The organism is Gardnerella leopoldii, from assembly GCF_003293675.1.
In the GTDB taxonomy this organism is placed as follows: Bacteria; Actinomycetota; Actinomycetes; order Actinomycetales; family Bifidobacteriaceae; genus Bifidobacterium; species Bifidobacterium leopoldii.
On the sequence record NZ_CP029984.1, the window covers coordinates 946,706 to 964,971 of the forward strand.

Sequence of the window (18,266 nt, forward strand, 5' to 3'; positions counted from 1 at the left end):
CTTCTATCCTTCTTGATATAATTGGCCTTTCAGCAAGCCGTCAAGGATAGCCGTTGAAAATTAGCTTCTATCCTTCTTGATATAATTGGAAACCACAATCACAATAGTAGGCAACCGTTGAAAATTAGCTTCTATCCTTCTTGATATAATTGGTATATCGTCAAGAAGGGTAGAATTTCAACTATTATAAAGTGTTTTACGATTAAAAAGCACAGCAATATCTGGAGTTTCTTCTTTCTTTTCTTGCCTAGCATTGTAATAGCGCTGTGCAGATGACCATTGATGATCACTGACATGTAAAATGCGTATAGATCCACGCGGCGGAAGATTATCCTTAATTATTTTTACTGAAGTTCTATTTCCTGTTTGTGTGGGGCTATAGCGAACATATACAGAAAATTGCACCATTGCATATCCCATATCAAGAAGCATATTGCGAAATACAGTTGCAGCGTGACGCTCTACTTTTGTTTTCACCGGTAAATCAAACATTACTAAACACCACATGCCACCACTGTCCTCATCGACTTTCATAATCCGCTCCTTATGAATTGTGGTACTTGAAATTCTTCCACGTCTTTTTCCACATAAATACCATATGATTGAGCTAAATCAGATAAGGCACTAGGAATAGTATGTCCAGAACCATTAAACTGTTGATTAACACTGTCGATTAAATACTTTTTAACTGCTTTATCATTTGGCGTATCTGAGAATGATAATTTTGAAACAGCATAATCAACAGCTGGTCTAAACGGCTCAATTATGTCATCTGCTAAGCAGAAATAATTAGTACCATTATGATGATTCATACCCATTGTGGGATTAAGACCTGCAGATAAAACTGCACGAATAGAAAAACCACGTAGCACCATGTAAGCATAGTCAAGTAAAGCATTCCTATCTTGACCAGACCCGGGTTTACGATGAAAATCTTCTTCTTCAGGAAAAATACGTTTCCAATATTCACGAGCAGCTTGACCTTCCCTGTTCGTTACATCTCCAGAACGAACAGTATTAGATATTCCTCGTAATAATCCACCTCCCTCCTTATTTAATAAATCGAGGCAAGCTGCTTGTCCACGTATTTTCGCACGAACAATCTGAGCCCACGCTGCTTTTCTTCGAGGCACACTCATCGTTGCCTGCGACAATTGACGGACGGTAATTCTCGTAGGAACATTGACCCACGAATGCATAGCACTGACAGGAACACATCGCCAATCACAGGTCATTACGCAAGTACCATATTTAGCACACTGATGAAGCAGACCTGCAGAACAATTACAATGCAAGCCAATAAGCAATATTGCCGTTTCTGCTAACGGAATTTCAACTTTCTGCTCTAATGCGTGATCACACACTAAAATCCTACCGCGAATATACCGTAATTCACCTTGTAAATTAGTACAATCAATCACACGCCAAGCATTCTGCATAATTCCTCTATTCTCTATTTTCTCCAGTATCCCAACTCCAAGAAATAGGTAAATGCGAATGCGATGTCCAACGTACTTCACCTAACACATTACGTCGAATAGTTGCTGCTTTATACTGAGCCAATACATTAACAGAAACACGCCAACCTTTACCAGCTAGAATCTTATTAATAGATTTTTCATAAGAAGAATAATCGAAGTTATTGCGCTTGCAATTCGAATACAACTTGTCAATTCCTTCAGAAGAAATCATCGATGGTTTAAGTATCAAAGTTGTTTCATTGTCTGTACCCACAACCACCCAATGGTTATATGCTGCACAATTTGCTCCTATTTTGTTTAGGAATTCTACAAATGTACCTATATTTTCTGATAATTTAGCATGACTAAAATCAACGATAATCTCATCGCCAGGCACAAGATATCCGAGATAATTAGCATTATCTGTTTGCACAGCATGAGCAACTTTCGTATCAGCATATCTCATTGAGATAGATTGCTCAGGCAAATCACACGAGAATAAATCTTCATGAATATGTCTGTGCAAATCATTTTGAAATACACGAATCATTCCATAAGATTTTTTAATTTTCCCACTTTTCAACTTTTCAAAGCATTCATAAATGCGTAGATGGTGGATAGAATTACCAATCTCTGCAGAACCTTCTCGTACGAAAAGCTGCGCTGCTTGTGCTTCGAAAAAAGTAATCGAATCATCAGCATTTAACTTCTTATTATGCAACAGGATAGTTCTATTTGGATTTTCAGGAAGACCATTGTTTACATCATAATCAGGATTCCTTGTCAAAGCACAATAAAGTGCAGGAGTAGAAGCACGTCGGATTGTTTCACTGTCGATTTCATCACCGACATGCAACTTCAATAATGCATTTACCTCATATTTGTGAACAGAAGAATTACTATATCTCAAACGAATAGAATTAACCACAGCAATACGATCAGCTCTCATTTCTTCATTAAGAAGTTTCAATAACGCATTCATACGAACAGACCAATTAGCATATTGCTGATATCCTTGATCATTAGCCGTTGGATATTCTCTCCAATCAATACCACCGGGAACCACTTTATTACATTGCAATAACTGTGTTTCACGCAGATTGCATTTAATTGTAAGTATTTGAGCTATTCCTGGAGTCATCATTGCAATTACTGATGCATCAACTGCATGATGTCGTCTATCAAAACGAGTTTTTCTTCTACCATCAAAGAACTCTAGTTTTCCGTCAATTCCAGACATTCTTCTTGCTATAGCAGTAAGTGATCCAGCATAAACTCCAACATTTGTTTGAGCTTTATTACTTATATCGGAAATACCATTGTTTGTTTGATAATTCTGCGAATTATAATACCAATCAATTCTACGATGCAATTCGTTTGCCATCCATGCAACCGATTCAATAGAACGATTATCAAACGCTTCATCACCAACCTTTTGCTTTAAGCGAGCTATAACTTCTTTTTTGAATTGGCTAGCACCGCGTTTGTCGTATGAATTAGGAGAGAAAATAAAAGCATGAACCCGATTAATAGCAGAATCTACACTAATATCATGATTCTTGCAATATATAGACTGCTCGCACCAAGTTGCAAAAGGAGTATTACACTTTTGAGCGTTACATGATGAGCAAGTAGCAACTAAATTCTCACGAGTATTCGTAGAACCTGGCCCCTTACGTGGAACAATATGGTCTAGCTCACAAGTATGATAAGTAATCTCAGAGCCACAATACAAACATTGTCCATTCTGACGTTGAACAGCCTCATAACGGCGTATATCTGCATCTGAAATAGAATCACTCGTGCCCAAATGCAAAGAATTCCGCATCATTGCTTTAAGATTTTCTTTACCTTTGGTTCGTTTATCTAATAATTTCTTATATGAATTCGCCATTTTTTTAGATTGGAATCCAGAACGAACATGTTCAATATTAATACGTACAGGATTACCCCAACGATTTTTAGCACTTATAAGGAATCGATGCACAATTTTCAATACTCGATCAACTGAAGGATTACCTGTTGGCTCTGCAATAGGAGCTTCAGATGGACGCCAATTATTGGGTAAATTAAATAACTTTTTGCGCGCTTCAAATAAATCATCATCAGTTTCAAGCATTTGCTTATTGAGTTTATCTAATGTTTCCAAACTATAAGCAGCACGACCATTAGGCAATGAAATATTTTCCAATGCCGCAATTTCTGTTTCATCCATTGAATCAATAAATGCTATCACTGAACCGTACTTATCTTGATATTCAGGATTATCATGAATTGCTTCTATGTCTACCGTGTTGCTCAATATCTCAATAAGAGCTTCTTTATCTTCTTGAGTACGATTAGCATCTAACCACCATTGCCTTAAAGATTCATCCTTCGCATAAATAATAGCTAACTCACTATTCAACATTGGAGGACGATTACCAACAGATTCTCCATCTCCTACTTGTGATCCCACTCCACGTAACTTATAGCGTTCAATTCTGAGGCAATCAGCTACATCAATCCAAGTATATAATGGCGCTTCAGCGCTTTTCTCTTTTGAAGACTCATCAGTCGAAGTTGTTAATAATTTATAAACTCTTTGCTTTTCTTCTATTGTTAAACAACGTTCTTTTGAATTTTCTCTTATGCGAAGATTAGAAATAGTAGATATGATTCGATATTTCTGAAACGCTAACGATGCCTTTAGTGCACGCTTACCCTTTCCTGTTATAGCATCTTTGCCAACACGATTTTCTGCAGAACCACGCGGAGATTTCGCATAAAAAACAGCATTAATAATCTGCTCTCTGACACACTTGTCATCAATATGTTGCACATTGAAAATATTGAGAATCTCAAGCATGCTGTCACTTTGCATTAGCTTACGTGGTAAAACAGGATCTAATGAGTTGGGATGATTTTTCTTTCTATCGTCTGTAGTTATACGTAAACGACGCGAGGGTTTACCTTGTTGTGATAAAAGATAATCGCGTACTAATTGCGCAGGCGTACAACCTTCACAACCTACTCCTGGCGCAAACTTTTCAATATTTTTTAGCAACTCATTGTAGAATTCAGAATACTCAGTCTCTTGCATCATTGACTTTATTGACTGATAAGGATTGCGCCAACCACGATGTCGAGCAATATGACGAATTGCAACACTTAACATTTGTTTACGTTGTTCTTCATCCGCAATATATTCATCAGCAAGTTTTGCACGAAAAATCCATGGAATAAACGAATCAGAAAAATCTAAATCCTTGTTTTCAACAACAGGCCAACCAAATGAATGCAATAGAAAATCAAGTTTTTTCAATCTACGCCTGCACTGACGATGCAACCTGCGCACACGACGAGCAACACCAGAAATTGCTTTACGAGTATCAGATTCTTTTGCCCCATTTGGATCAATACCAGCATCATGAATAACACTCATTGCTTTAAGTATTCTTATAGGTTCCCCGTAATCATCCAAGCGAATTGCAGCAAGACCTACTGAATTTAAACCGACGTCAATGCCGATAGCATAAGAAATATTGCCTTCCATATACAGAATCATAAGCACTTATTTGTATAAATAAAATAACTATCTATAAATTTTCAGGTAATAAATATCTATAAAATAGAATGAACTTAATCACGAGCATGCCGCACTAACGGCATTGCTCGCAACGTTGACTTGTTCTACGATGCGTTCGATGTTCAAGAAGGCGACGAGATGTGGCTCGACCCAAGCGAGCGCGTGCACATTTGGTAAAGCATCTCAAATTGAGCACAGAAAATAGAAAATAAGAAATAGAAAAGCCTGCAAGCGTTCTTTACTAATCGTTTGCAGGCTTAATTTATATAACCTTATAAGTTTTTATTCTTCCGCAGAGGCAGAACCTGCAGAAACAGCTTCTTCTGCAGCAAAATCTTGCGAAATAGTCTCATTTGAAACAGCTTCTTCTGCTACAGCAGGAGCATTATCAGCAGCATAATCATTATCAACAGCAGCATCAGCAACTTCTGCTACAGCTTCAGCATCAGCAACAGCAGTATCAGTATTAGCAACAGCAGTGTCTACAGAAGCAGCTTTTGCACGCGCATTTTTGCGTGACTTATAAAGTAAGATAGAAAATACAACTACAGCACAAAGAATAATTACCATTGCAATTACAGCAACCACCATTCCAGAAATACCAGTTTTTTCAGTATTTTTAGCGGAATCTTTACTATTTGCAATTTGAGAATTAACCTTATTGGCTAAATGCTTATTTTTCCCAAATGCTTTCTTTTTGTTAGATCTATCACCCTTATGTTTTTTCTTATTTTTATCGTCCTTCTTATCTTTCTTATCTTTTTTATCCTTGTCGTCCTTTTTATCCTTATCGGATTTAGCTGCCTTAGTATTATTCGCTACTGCAGCAGGACGCTGATAAACTTGAGGGCTTCCATAACCAATTTTGCCATCAGGATAGTCAATATCACCGTTATATTCCGACAAAGTTAAATCACCAACAATGCCGTACGGACCGCCTTGAGCTTCACCATAACCAAAGGAGATATTTCGTGGATTCAAGATTTGATACAAATGACCATTCTCGTCAGTAAAGGCACCACGAGTAGCGCGCAATGGTCCCTCTTCATTTTGAATCCATAAACGCATAGAACCAGCAAGATCTGTACCCCAGCTTAAGTTTTCACCCCAAGCTTTTCTACCATTAAAATCAGGTGCGCTTTTACCATCTGGAGCAAAATGACCAAATTTACCATGTTGAGCAGTCTCTTGTGCGCGACGATACGCATCCTCTTCATTTGCGGAATCGTATTGAATATTATTCACATAAGCTTGTTTAGTTAAACCGCAACGACTCACATAATCTTGCAAAGGAATTCCTTCAAAGTAAATACTACGATCGTCGTATAAACGCGAACGTGCATTACGAATTGAAGCCAGCACATAGCGCACTACATCAACAGATCGAACCCAGCCAACACTACGTGCAACGTTTTTTTGTTTAATAATCGGGTTTTTAATAGACAGGTTTGACGTAGACGAATTAGATGCTTCTTTGCTTAATTCTAACGAATTTATGCCCATCAAATTCATATTCATGGAGCTTTGTGCAGACAAGCACACAAAGGATACTACAGCAAGCAGGCTTATCAGCGAACATACAATATGCTTCACTACAGCACTTTTAACTATCGTATTCTTCGAATTCATTGAACTATTCGATTTAAAACCAAATGATTTAAATAAATTAGATGAGCATGAATTTACATGCATAGCTAAATTGCGCACCAATCCCTGCTTATTATTTTTCATAGTAAAAAACTCTTCTTCTGTTCATTCAATGCAACAAATATAGGTTAATAGTATCTCTTAATAAGGAATTATTGCGAAAATGCTTGCAATCTTGCTGTTTTACAAGTGATTTTATTGTCAATATTTTTAATAAATTGTGGTTAAAACATAGCTTTTAACCACAATAAAAGAATTTTCTAGAACAATTCTCGCAAAACATTCATAGTTGTTATTACTGCGGCATTTCCTTGTGGCTGCGAAGCTCAGGGGCAATGGTGGCTCTGATTTCGGGGCTGAAATGGCTGCAGTCCAAATCGTGAAAGGATGATGAATATGGTACAACAACAGTCAACTGTGACTATTAGCGGATTTGTAGGCGCAGAACCAATAAGTTTTGGACGCAACGAAAATTCTCCTGCTTGTTCTCTACGAATTGCAAGCACACAATCTTATTATCGAAATGATGAGCAGCAATGGCATGAGCGTCCAACCACATGGATGACTGTGAAGGCGTATCGAACTTTGGCTTCAAACGTTCTTAAAAGCGTGCATAAAGGTGATGCAATTGTTGTTTCTGGAAATTTGAGTACTGAAAGTTGGACAAAAGACGGCAATGATTATAATCGCATAATTTTAGAAGCGGCTACTATTGGTCACGATTTAAATCGTGGAACTACTCAATTTACAAAGCGAAACGCTGATTCCGCTAAAAATGATCATGCGAAAGAAAGTAATCAAGCACAGCAGAACAATAGGGCACAACAAAATAACTCTAACGCAAGCATTTTGAATGATGAATTTGGGGGCGAAACTGATATTTAAGAAAAATAAAATCGCAACTCAAGAAATCCCTCAAACTCGCGCAACGGTAAGCAAATTAATATGAATAAAATAAAATAGCCGCCAAGAATCAACATTCCTGGCGGCAAATCTATTTATTCTCTATTTCGCAAATTAAGTATTTCCTAATTTACTGAAACTGAGATATCTACTACTTAATCACATGTATGTCATCAGAAGAAACCGATGGCTGACCATAAGGCAAATCACCACCATGATACATAATGCCATTAGGTTTCGTTGCAATAGTAATTCTCTTACCTTCGTATTGTTTGAAATTATTACTAGTTCCATCATTAGAGTCACTGATAAGCACAGCTACTTTATTAGCGAAAGTAATAGTTGGTCTTAAAGCACAATCCATAAAACCATTAGCCACTGTAACTGAAGATGGATTATCTAGCAAAAGAACAGTAAAGCGTGCATTATCATCATAAGTGTCTGGGAAGCCAGTGGTATCATCCTTATCAGCGCCAGGTAAGTTCTTAGCTTCTTCCTTACTTAAGGTCTTTATTGTTCCAGTGTAGACTTGGTAACCCTTTTCAATCCAATTCTGAACATTCTTATTATGCTCACGCACTTTTTGTGAATTCTCTTCATTATTCACTAATGCGTCAACGCCTCTCATGTCTGAAATTGAAATAAACGACGGCATTACTACTCTTGATAATTCATCAGTTCCTTGAACAACACCATCGCTTCCTAACGGATGCTCAACAGTTTCAGAACTAGTTGTGAATTTATGATGTTTATTTAGACGATATATTGTTTTTGTCCAAGGCATATCTCCATCACTTGTAGCATCAGAACCAAATGGAGCAAGTGTAACTATTCCATCATGATTCTTGTTAAAATACAAAGTCGCATATGAATCGCTACTAGTGGTCAAATCTTCAGATTTTATAAGCTTTTTACCATCGTAAGAAGCAACACGAACACCATATGTAGCGTCTATCATTCTAGTAGTATCAGCGCTGCGCGAAGACGCAATCACTAAATCTGGGATAGAGTCTTTGTTTATATCCCATAGCGTGTAGTAATACTTCATGTCACTACTGTCGGAAGATTTGGTTTCGCTAAAATCTTTTAGAACTTTTTTATATTGTTTTCCAGCCTCACTAATTACGTTATTATGAGACCCATCAGCACTATTTACTCTTTTATTTAGATTCAAAAAACAAACTATTCCAGCAATTACCACGACTAATGCAACTACTGCCGAAATAATAATTGTTAATTTTGAATACTTACTTTTCTTATTCTTAGGCGCGTCTACAGGCTGCTCATAAACCTGAGGATACATCTGCTGTTCTGATTGGTTATAAACTGCTTGCTGTGGATTATTTATTTGTTCTGCAGAAGTTTGCGAACCAATAGAAGAATCAATCCTCGCTCCACACTCATTACAAAATTGCTGATCATCACTAATTTGTGATCCACATTTTTCACAAAACATATGTGTAACTTCTTCCTATTACGTGTATATAAAACAAGTGGGATGCAAACGCAGAGCCCACAAGTTATTAATATTTCTCACGATTCAAAATTACGCACCAAATTTTACTTATTCAAAAGTATTTTGACACGCTCTACAATGCGGCTTGCAGCTTCGTCAACTGGAACTGCTTCAACGTTTGAGCCGTTGCGATCGCGGATTTCAATCGTACCGTTGTTCACGGTATCGCGACCTGCTACAGCAATCAGCGGCACGCCAACAAGCTCAGCATCCTTAAACTTTACGCCTGGAGAAACCTTTGGACGGTCGTCAAAGATTACTTCGATTCCCTGCTTACTAAGCTCTTCAACAACCTTTTCAGCAGCGTCGAAAGCAATCTGATCCTTGCCAGTAGCAACGACGTGAACTTGAGCTGGAGCAATTGCCATAGGCCATGCGAGACCAGCGTCGTCGTGATGTGTTTCTGCCAAGCATGCGATCACGCGGCTAACGCCAATACCGTAGCAGCCCATCCAAACTGGCACAGCTTTACCATTTTCGTTAAGCACACTTAGGCCCAAAGCCTTAGAATACTTTAAGCCAAGCTGGAACACCTGACCGATTTCTACACCGCGTTCGAAGCTAAGCGGACCGGAACCATCTGGGCTCATATCGCCGTCACGAACCTGGGCTGCTTCAACAACGCCGTCAGCCTCAAAATCGCGACCGTAAACAGCGTTGTAAACGTGCTTTCCGTCTTCGTCAGCTCCTGTAATCCAGGCTCTTCCCTTCGCAACGTGAGCATCCATCAAGTAGCGAACAGGATTTTCAATACCACTACCCTCTTTGCGAGCTTGAGGACCTAATACGCTAAAACCAATGTAGCCCTTAACAAACTCAGGATGAGACTTCAAATCATCCTCAGTTGCTTCTTCGATTTCTGCAGGAGCGAACTGAGCTTCAAGACGCTTCATATCTACCTGGCGGTCACCTGGAATACCAATAGCAACAATTTCGCGCCATGGCTCCTCATGCTCGCCACCCTCAGCATCAGCCGGGTGCTTAACAGCAATAATCAGATTCTTCAAAGTGTCGTCTGCTTGCCATTCGCGGCCATCTTTACGCGGATGCAAATCGTTAGAAACCTTAACCAAAGCTTCAATCGTCTTAGCGTCTGGAGTTTCGAGCGCTTCTGCTGCAGGAGTTGCAGAATAATCAATCTCAGACATTTCTGGAGTGGTAAGAGCCTCAACATTCCAAGCTTTTCCGGAAGGAGCAAGAGCAAAAGTATCTTCACCAATTGGCATTGGAGCCAAGAATTCCTCAGAATCAGAACCGCCCATTGGACCGGAAACAGCGTGAACAATCACGTATTTAATGCCCAAACGGTTGAAAATTCGAGCGTAAGCAGCGCGCTCTTCAACGTAAGCAGACTTCAAACCATCTTCGTCAATTGAGAACGAATAAGCATCCTGCATAATAAACTCGCGACCGCGGATAAGACCTGCGCGAGGACGGAATTCGTCGCGATACTTTGTTTGAATCTGATACAAAGTAACAGGCAAATCCTTGTACGAAGAATACATATCCTTAACAAGGAGCGTGAAAACTTCTTCGTGCGTTGGAGCAAGAAGATAGTCAGCTTCATGACGATCTTTAAGGCGGAAGATGTTGTCGCCGTATTCTTCCCAACGGTTTGTAGCCTCATAAGGCTCACGTGGAAGAAGCGCTGGGAAGTGGACTTCCTGCGCACCGATACCGTTGATTTCTTCGCGAATAATCGCTTGAACCTTGTTTAAAACCTTGAGTCCGAGCGGCAACCAAGTCCACACACCTGGGGCAGATTTACGAATATAGCCTGCGCGCTGCATAAGTTTTGCGGAAGTCACGTCCGCGTCTGCAGGATCCTCGCGCAGCGTACGAAGGAACAGCTGAGACATACGAAGTACATTGGAATTCATGCGTTCCAATCTATTTGCGCATGAGGACATAAACACTTGTTTACACAGCTAAACAAACAAGCCAAAGCAGCGACAAAAACCCAGTTAAAACTCCGGCAAATGTTTCCCAAATACGCAAAAACGACAACAAACGCCAGAGAAAATACACGGCAAATGTTTCAAAAAAGCACCAAAACGCTCGCGCGGGTAACGCGCTCGCTACGAAACTCGCGTTGGAAGTCCCCCGGACTTCCAACTTAAGCGAGTTTCCGCTCCGAGTTGCCTTCGCGCGCTAAATCGCAGCGCTCAGGCAGGTCGTCGCGCAAATGTTCCACAAAAAATCGCACTAAAACTCGTCATCGAAGGAAAACTCTTCATTATCTGCGTAATTGACAGCGCCAAAAATGTCAAACTCTTGCTGATTTGCAGAATCGCCTTCAAACTTATCTGTCAAAAATACAGAAGCACCATCGCTAGCAAGCATCTCACTCGCACGTTTGGAAGCATCGCGCAAAGATCCATCTAGTAGAACGGCATCAACTGAAACGCTAAACGCGCGATCGTTAATACCTTCCAAATAAAGACCGCCCAGATTTTCCACGCGAGAAAGCGCAACATATCCCATTCCAGGAGCGAAAGTTCTACGCAAATCCATTACCGCACTATCGAGCGTCATACCTTGCGACTTATGAATCGTAATTCCCCACGCGCAACGAAGAGGCACTTGATTTACGCTAGCAAGTACAGTCTCACCGTCCGTCATTTCCCACGCAGCTGGCTTAAGAGTGACAATATTTCCGTTTTCAAACTCAACAATCGGCCAGCCACCTTTAGATTCAGGCACAAAACGCAACACACGTCCAACAGAGCCGTTTACATACTGCTTTTCTTGGTCATTACGCAATGCCATCACAGCAGCTCCGGCCTTCAAAACTAAACGCTCCGGAGCAAGCATATTCTTCTTTAAGCGTTCAACAAGATTTTTAGGTCCTGCTTCCGTTGCAACGAATTCGTGAGGCTCAGCATTAATTTCCGCAAGCTGCATATTATTTAAACCATCTGCTTGCGCGTTCGTTGGGAAAAGATGTACTGCAACTTCGTCATCTTGCGGATACTCACCAAGGCGACTAGCAAGCACTTGCTTATCGTCGTCACTTACTAGACCGCTACGAATATCTGTTAAAACATCAAGTAACTTACCGTCGTCTTGACGATGTTGCTCAGTTAAATAGCACACAACAGGTTTCAAAGCATCCCAGGCGAAAGATTCCGTAATATAGCCTTCCGGATTTTTTCCAGCTGCAGCATACTTTTCGCGCGACGAAATAAACTCCGGGCTCGGCTCGAACACGTCACGATTTCGCATAGAAGTGCTAACAGGAGGCAGCTGGAAGAAGTCGCCCGAAATAACTACTTGAAGCCCGCCGAAAGGAGCGGGATTTTTGCGCACTTTTCGGCATACTTCGTCAACCATGTCGAAAAGCCACGCGTGTATCATTGAAACTTCGTCCAGCACGAGCACGTCCGTGGCTTTTATGCGCTTTCCTCGCCTAGCTCTAATGGTTTTAAGAAGCGTATCCGTAAGTGCGTTTGCAACTCCAACTCCACTCCAAGAGTGAATGGTTTGACCGTTTAAATGAGTTGCTGCGATTCCGGTAGAAGCCGTTACAGCCACGCTTAAACCGTTCTTTCGCATTTCGCGAATAGCTTCGTTTAATACGTAGGTTTTACCTGCACCCGGAGCGCCGGTAATGAACGCGCTTGCACCAGCGTTGATTATGGTTAGAGCTTCGGATTGCTTCATTGGCAGTACCTTTTATTGCGTTTAGTAGTCACGCTTTATTTAATAGTAGCGTTGTGTTTAGTAGTCGCGCTTTTCTGCGGAATTTACGTCTTCTAGCGCCTCTCCGCGGCGTTCGTAGTCACGAAGCAAGCTCGTGCTTTCAATGTGCTGTGCGCCAGCTTTTGCTTGAGACTCACTTGGGCCTGGAGCTGGAACGAACATCATATCGCGGTAGTAACGAAGCTCGTCAATCGACTCAATAATATCCGCGAGCGCACGGTGACCGCCATGTTTTGCCGGCTTATTGCGGTAAACGTCCGGGTAAAGCCTGCGCGAAATTTCCTTCAACGTGCTTACGTCTATTACACGATAGTGCAGATTTGCCATTAAATCTGGCATATAGCGGTCGAGGAACTTTTTGTCGGAACCGACGGAGTTTCCAGCAAGATGAGCTTTTCCGCGAGCCGGCAGGAAGCGCTTTACGTATTCAACTACCTGCTTTTGCGCTTCTTCTAACGGCAAACCGTTCTTATTCCACTCGTCAACGAGTCCGGAAGAAGTGTGCATATTGCGCACAAAATCGTTCATATGAGCCACAGCAGCATCGCTCGGCTTAATCACTAAATCAATGCCGTCGTCCAAAACTTTCAGATTAAAGTCGGTTGGAACTACAGATACTTCACATAATTCGTCGTGGAAAATATCGAGTCCCGTCATCTCGCAATCAATCCAAATTAAGCGCGACTCTTCCGGCGTAAACGTAAGATCTTCCTTAGCTTCAGCCATTTTCGTTCCTTTCCTAATATTTTTTCGAACCCATCAGCCTACATCTTCGTAGAGACGAGACACGTATTAAAAACGACGAAAAGCAGGCAAGTTGTAGATAACTTGCGTAACTTTTCGCCGTTTAATGCAAAATAGTTGCGACTTACACGCGACTCACACACGCAACTCACGTAACTCGCGCAATCTACGCACCACGCGACTTAGTTGTGGAAACCGCTGTAGTTTGGTGCTTCTGCAGTCATCACAATATCGTGAGGATGAGATTCACGAAGACCTGCATCAGTAATACGAATAAAGCGTCCGCGCTCTTGCATTTCCTTAATATTGTGAGCACCAACGTAGAACATGGACTGATGCAAGCCACCAAGCAACTGGTAAAGCACAGCGTTAAGTGGACCGCGATATGGAACTTCGCCTTCAACGCCTTCTGGAACCACCTTGTCGGAGCTGGTAACGTCTGCCTGGAAGTAACGATCCTTCGAATAAGACTTCTTACCACGAGGAGCCATTGCGCCAAGCGAGCCCATGCCGCGGTAAAGCTTGTACTGCTTGCCGTGAAGAAGAACCTTCTCACCAGGAGCTTCCTCACATCCAGCCAAAGTGCCGCCGAGCATAACGGTGTCAGCACCAGCAACCAAAGCCTTAGCAATATCGCCGGAATAGTGAATGCCGCCGTCTGCAATGCATGGAATACCAGCAGCCTTGCAAGCCTGAGCAGCGTCGTAAACTGCAGTAAGTTGAGGTACACCAACGCCTGCAACAACACGCGTAGTGCAAATAGAACCTGGGCCAACGCCAACCTTTACAGCATCAACACCAGCGTCAATCATAGCCTGTGCGCCTTGGCGAGTTGCAATATTTCCGCCAATAATTTGCACACCGTCGAAAGCCTTATCTGCCTTAATGCGACGAATCATGTCGAGAGCCAAGCGAGCCTCGCCGTTTGCGGTATCGACCACAAGCACGTCAACTCCAGCTTCCATAAGAGCGCACGCACGCTGCCAAGCATCACCAAGGAAGCCAATGCCAGCAGCAACACGCAAGCGACCTTGATCATCCTTAGTAGCATCCGGATACTGCTCAGTCTTCACAAAGTCCTTAACAGTAATCAAGCCTGTAAGCTTACCTTCAGCATCAACCAAAGGCAACTTTTCAATCTTGTTATCCGCAAGCAAGCGGTGAGCATCTTCCTTAGAAATATCGGAAGGACCAGTGACGAGATTTTCGCGCGTCATCACGTCCTTAACTTTCAAGCGATCGTAATCTTCGGAAGCAATAAAACGCATGTCACGGTTGGTAATAATACCAACTAAATGATTTTCGCTATCCACTACCGGAAGACCAGAAATATGGAAACGCCCGCACAATTTATCTAAATCGGCGAGCGTAGCATCTGGGTGAACAGTAAGCGGGTCGGTAATCATACCGGATTCACTGCGCTTAACAATATCAACCTGCGCAGCTTGATCATCAATAGAAAGATTGCGGTGAAGTACTCCAATACCACCGTTACGCGCCATGGCAATAGCCATATCGGACTCGGTAACAGTATCCATAGCTGCCGAAATAGTCGGCACTTTCATGGTAATTTCGCGAGTCAGACGAGTGGAAGTATCCACTTCGGACGGAATAACATCAGTTTCGTTTGGAAGCAAAAGGACATCGTCATAAGCGAGACCGAGCTTCTCGAAAATTGGTGGAACAGGAGCATACACGGATTTCGTGTTAATATCAGTTGTAGCCATAGGGTTACTATACGTTTTTGCTATGACGTTTGCCGAAACTCCGAACGAAACGCTACGAATTGCGAAGTTCGGGCAGGCGACGACGCAAGTACGGCATCATTGTGAGCACAGTAAGCAACGCAGCAGCAAGAATCATTCCAACAAGCACATACACAGCTTTAAAGAACAAAATCATAATAGAGCCAAACGCAATCAGCGCCGCCCATCCCCACAAAATCAGCACAGCACCTTGCACAGAATGTCCGATTCTAAGCATGCGGTGATGCAAGTGCATGCGATCCGGATGCATTGGCGACTGCCCTTTAGCAACACGCCGCGTAATCGCCAAACACATATCAAGAACCGGCAAGAACAGCACAAGAATCGGCAATAAAATCGGCATAAATACAGGCAAATAAATACTCGTGTGAACGGCGGACGGATCCAAATGGCCGGTCATAATAATCGACGCGCAAGTAATTAAGTAGCCGATTAGCATGGAGCCGGAATCGCCCATAAAAAGTTTCGCAGGATGCCAATTGTGCATGATAAATCCAACGCACATACCTACCATTGCAACGTCAATAAGAGTTGCCATTGATGCGTAGGATGGCGACGTGCGCGCGAGCATGTAGGAGTAGGTTGCGAAGGCAATTCCGCCAATTGCAACAATTCCGGAAGCCAGTCCGTCCAGCCCATCTACAAAATTTACTGCATTAATTGAAGCAACGATTAGTATTGCAGTTATTGCGATTGACACGCTTGGAGATGCCGTCACGAGTGAACCGAGCGGCAAAGTTACGATTTGCAACCCTCCCCACGCTACAAAAACAGCTATAAGCAGCTGACCGGCAAGCTTTAGCATCCAATCTAAATCCCAAATGTCGTCGCATACCCCAAGCAGGCATATCATAACGGCTCCTGCTAGTACAACCCACGGCTGGTGCGTTCCTGCAAAAAGCCCAGAAATAAATGGCATAGAACTAGCGAATGCCATCGCAACTGCAAAACCAAAAAGCATACCTACACCACCCATACGTGGCGTTGGAATAGTATGCACGTCGCGAGCGCGAACTTTGCCAACAGCACCCATACGGATCGCAAGGTGACGAACAAGCGGCATAATAAGCCACGTAGTACCGCCTGCAATTGCTGCAATAAACAGGTATACCCTCATAAATGCGTCCTTTGCTATGCGATTACTTCGTTGGTTTTAGCAGCGTTTGCTAAATTTTTCGCTTGCTTATTTTGATTGTAGCGATTTGTTAGTACCAGAAATTTAGTATCAGAAATAAGTTAATAAACTTACTCACTTAACGCATTACGAATTTCGCACTCCGAAATCACACCTTCGCGCAAAATCACAATACCGTCTTTATCGCTTGAATCCGCACCAACTACCGTGCTTGCCACGTGCGAGCGAGTTGGACCTGCGTTCAAATACAGCGGAATTTCGTTGCCGAAAGCCTCAAATGCTTCCTCGACGCTGTCTGCACTTTCGTTACCACTGCGATTCGCGCTAGAAGCAGCCAGCGGGCCCGTAACGCGCAAAATTTGCATTAATTCCGGGCAATCAGGCACGCGCACACCTTGAGTTGATTCGATTGCTTGAGTTGATTCGATTGCTTGAGTTGATTCAGTTTCTTGAGTTTTCTCATCAGTCTCATTCGTTTTGCACAGCGTTGCAAGTTTGGACGCAACCGAGTCCTTCTTAGCGCGCGCAATCGGAGAATATCCACCCGGAAGGAACTTTTTGCCTAAAATATCCAGCGGAGACGGCAAATACAGCCCAAGTTTTTCTAAATCTTCCACTCCGCTCATTAAAATTTGCAACGCCTTCGTGCGCGGCCTGCGCTTAAGCTCGTAAATTTTTGCAACTGCAGCTTCATTAAATGGGTCACAAGCAACGCCATACACAGTGTCAGTTGGCACTACGATTACGCCGCCTTCGTTAATAATTTGCGCTGCCATTTGCAGTGATTCTCCGTTGATATTGCAAATTTTGCTCATTTTTGCCTCTTTTGTTGCTTTTGTTGTTTATTTTGCTTATTTTCTTCTATTTGATTCAAGTCATATATCTGATTCAAGTCATATTTTTGCGCAAAAGTGTATCGCGGTCTGCCTGTTAAGTCGTTTCCAACTCGAGTACACACAAAACCTAGGCTTTCCGCGTACTTTTTAAGCGCATCTCCTTGCGAAATATCATGCTCCATAACCATAGCTCCCCCGGGTTTAAGAAGCGCAAAAGCCGCGCGCATAATCTGCTCCGGAATAAGCAAGCCATCCACAGAGCCGCCGTACAACGCAAGCGGAGGATCATATTCTCGCACTTCAATCTGTTCCGGCACTTGATTTTCCGGCACGTAAGGCGGATTCGTTATTACTAAATCTACTTTGCCGCAAATTGCGTGAAGTTCAGGAGTTAAATCTGAAATATGCGCTTTTGTTGCATCTGCAAGAACAGCATGGTATCGACTGGAAATCTGCATATTTTCGTAATTCTTTGCAGTTTCTTCAGAATTTTTTCGCAAATATTGAAAAGCTTCAGGAGATTTTTCTACAGCCCACACTTGCGCGTCTGCAACTTCCGTTGCAATCGACAATCCGATTGCTCCCGAACCTGCGCATAAATCGACTACCGTAGGCTTGCTAATACCAGATTCTCTAAGCCAATCCAATCCCGCTTCAACAACAATTTCCGTTTCGGACCGCGGCACAAAAACGCCCTTGCCAACGCGCAAATCCAAGTAGCGGAAAGGCGCGCGACCAATAATATGCTGCAACGGCTCGCGAGAAGCACGCCTAGATACAAAATCGCTATATTTGCTAGCATAATCGGGCGAAAAATTCTTGTAATCACCCATAAGCAGAGCTTTGTTTAGCTCAGCTAAGCTCACTCCGCAAGCGTGAGCCAGCAGCAAGCGCGCATCATATTCTGCTGACTCCACACCTGCAAACTCAAGCTTTTTAACAGCATCGCGCAAAACTCGCAAAAGTTCTTGCATTTTAAGAATTGTTTA

General features: G+C 42.3%; 13 protein-coding genes and 1 pseudogene. 2 read left to right on the plus strand and 12 right to left on the minus strand.

The features are described from left to right. Positions 1 to 177: 177 nt before the first annotated feature. The 3 genes from cas2 to cas9 are packed head-to-tail and all read right to left on the minus strand — an operon-like array spanning position 178 to position 5,007. Entirely contained in the window at positions 178 to 534 is a 357-nt protein-coding gene (cas2, locus tag DOD25_RS03960; protein WP_112928754.1) for a CRISPR-associated endonuclease Cas2, read from the minus strand. Further along, positions 531 to 1,439, minus strand: coding sequence for a type II CRISPR-associated endonuclease Cas1 (gene cas1 / locus DOD25_RS03965; protein WP_112928756.1), 909 nt, complete (start codon positions 1,437 to 1,439; stop codon positions 531 to 533). The genes cas2 and cas1 overlap by 4 nt, the downstream gene beginning before the upstream one ends. A gap of 7 nt (positions 1,440 to 1,446) precedes the next feature. Then, positions 1,447 to 5,007 carry a type II CRISPR RNA-guided endonuclease Cas9 gene (cas9, locus tag DOD25_RS03970; RefSeq protein ID WP_234025929.1) on the minus strand — a complete coding sequence of 1,187 codons (3,561 nt, stop codon included), beginning with the start codon at positions 5,005 to 5,007 and terminating at the stop codon, positions 1,447 to 1,449. 87 nt (positions 5,008 to 5,094) lie between these two features. Between cas9 and DOD25_RS03975 the strand changes: the two are divergent. After that, a pseudogene (locus DOD25_RS03975) lies at positions 5,095 to 5,205 on the plus strand (M13-type metalloendopeptidase); the annotation flags it as partial. A 105-nt stretch (positions 5,206 to 5,310) separates the two neighbouring features. Here DOD25_RS03975 and DOD25_RS03980 read toward each other — a convergent pair. Next, positions 5,311 to 6,759, minus strand: a complete 1,449-nt coding sequence (locus DOD25_RS03980; protein ID WP_112928761.1) for a CAP domain-containing protein — start codon at positions 6,757 to 6,759, stop codon at positions 5,311 to 5,313. A 312-nt stretch (positions 6,760 to 7,071) separates the two neighbouring features. On the opposite strand from DOD25_RS03980, the gene DOD25_RS03985 reads away from it, so the two are divergent. Further along, positions 7,072 to 7,560, plus strand: coding sequence for a single-stranded DNA-binding protein (locus DOD25_RS03985; protein ID WP_112928764.1), 489 nt, complete (start codon positions 7,072 to 7,074; stop codon positions 7,558 to 7,560). A gap of 169 nt (positions 7,561 to 7,729) precedes the next feature. Here the strand turns inward: DOD25_RS03985 and DOD25_RS03990 are convergent, their stop codons facing one another. From DOD25_RS03990 to prmC, 8 genes are all read right to left on the minus strand, one after another. Continuing rightward, positions 7,730 to 9,034, minus strand: a complete 1,305-nt coding sequence (locus DOD25_RS03990) for a zinc ribbon domain-containing protein (protein WP_234025930.1) — start codon at positions 9,032 to 9,034, stop codon at positions 7,730 to 7,732. Positions 9,035 to 9,138: 104 nt separating this feature from the next. After that, positions 9,139 to 10,974, minus strand: a complete 1,836-nt coding sequence (locus tag DOD25_RS04000) for a proline--tRNA ligase (protein ID WP_112928766.1) — start codon at positions 10,972 to 10,974, stop codon at positions 9,139 to 9,141. Positions 10,975 to 11,299: 325 nt separating this feature from the next. Beyond that, positions 11,300 to 12,757, minus strand: a complete 1,458-nt coding sequence (locus DOD25_RS04005; RefSeq protein WP_112928768.1) for a PIF1 family DEAD/DEAH box helicase — start codon at positions 12,755 to 12,757, stop codon at positions 11,300 to 11,302. A gap of 57 nt (positions 12,758 to 12,814) precedes the next feature. Beyond that, positions 12,815 to 13,522, minus strand: a complete 708-nt coding sequence (gene orn, locus DOD25_RS04010) for an oligoribonuclease (RefSeq protein ID WP_004107431.1) — start codon at positions 13,520 to 13,522, stop codon at positions 12,815 to 12,817. Between the two features lie 200 nt (positions 13,523 to 13,722). Then, the gene (gene guaB, locus DOD25_RS04015; RefSeq protein ID WP_112928771.1) at positions 13,723 to 15,267 is read right to left on the minus strand and encodes an IMP dehydrogenase; all 1,545 of its coding nucleotides are present in this window, start codon (positions 15,265 to 15,267) and stop codon (positions 13,723 to 13,725) included. Between the two features lie 52 nt (positions 15,268 to 15,319). After that, on the minus strand, positions 15,320 to 16,423 hold the full coding sequence (locus DOD25_RS04020) for an MraY family glycosyltransferase (RefSeq protein WP_112928773.1): 1,104 nt from the start codon (positions 16,421 to 16,423) through the stop codon (positions 15,320 to 15,322). A gap of 128 nt (positions 16,424 to 16,551) precedes the next feature. Further along, positions 16,552 to 17,256 carry an L-threonylcarbamoyladenylate synthase gene (locus DOD25_RS04025; protein WP_112928775.1) on the minus strand — a complete coding sequence of 235 codons (705 nt, stop codon included), beginning with the start codon at positions 17,254 to 17,256 and terminating at the stop codon, positions 16,552 to 16,554. Beyond that, a complete protein-coding gene (prmC, locus tag DOD25_RS04030) occupies positions 17,253 to 18,251 on the minus strand; it encodes a peptide chain release factor N(5)-glutamine methyltransferase (RefSeq protein ID WP_112928777.1) in 999 nt (332 codons plus the stop codon). The genes DOD25_RS04025 and prmC overlap by 4 nt, the downstream gene beginning before the upstream one ends. Positions 18,252 to 18,266 lie beyond the last annotated feature (15 nt).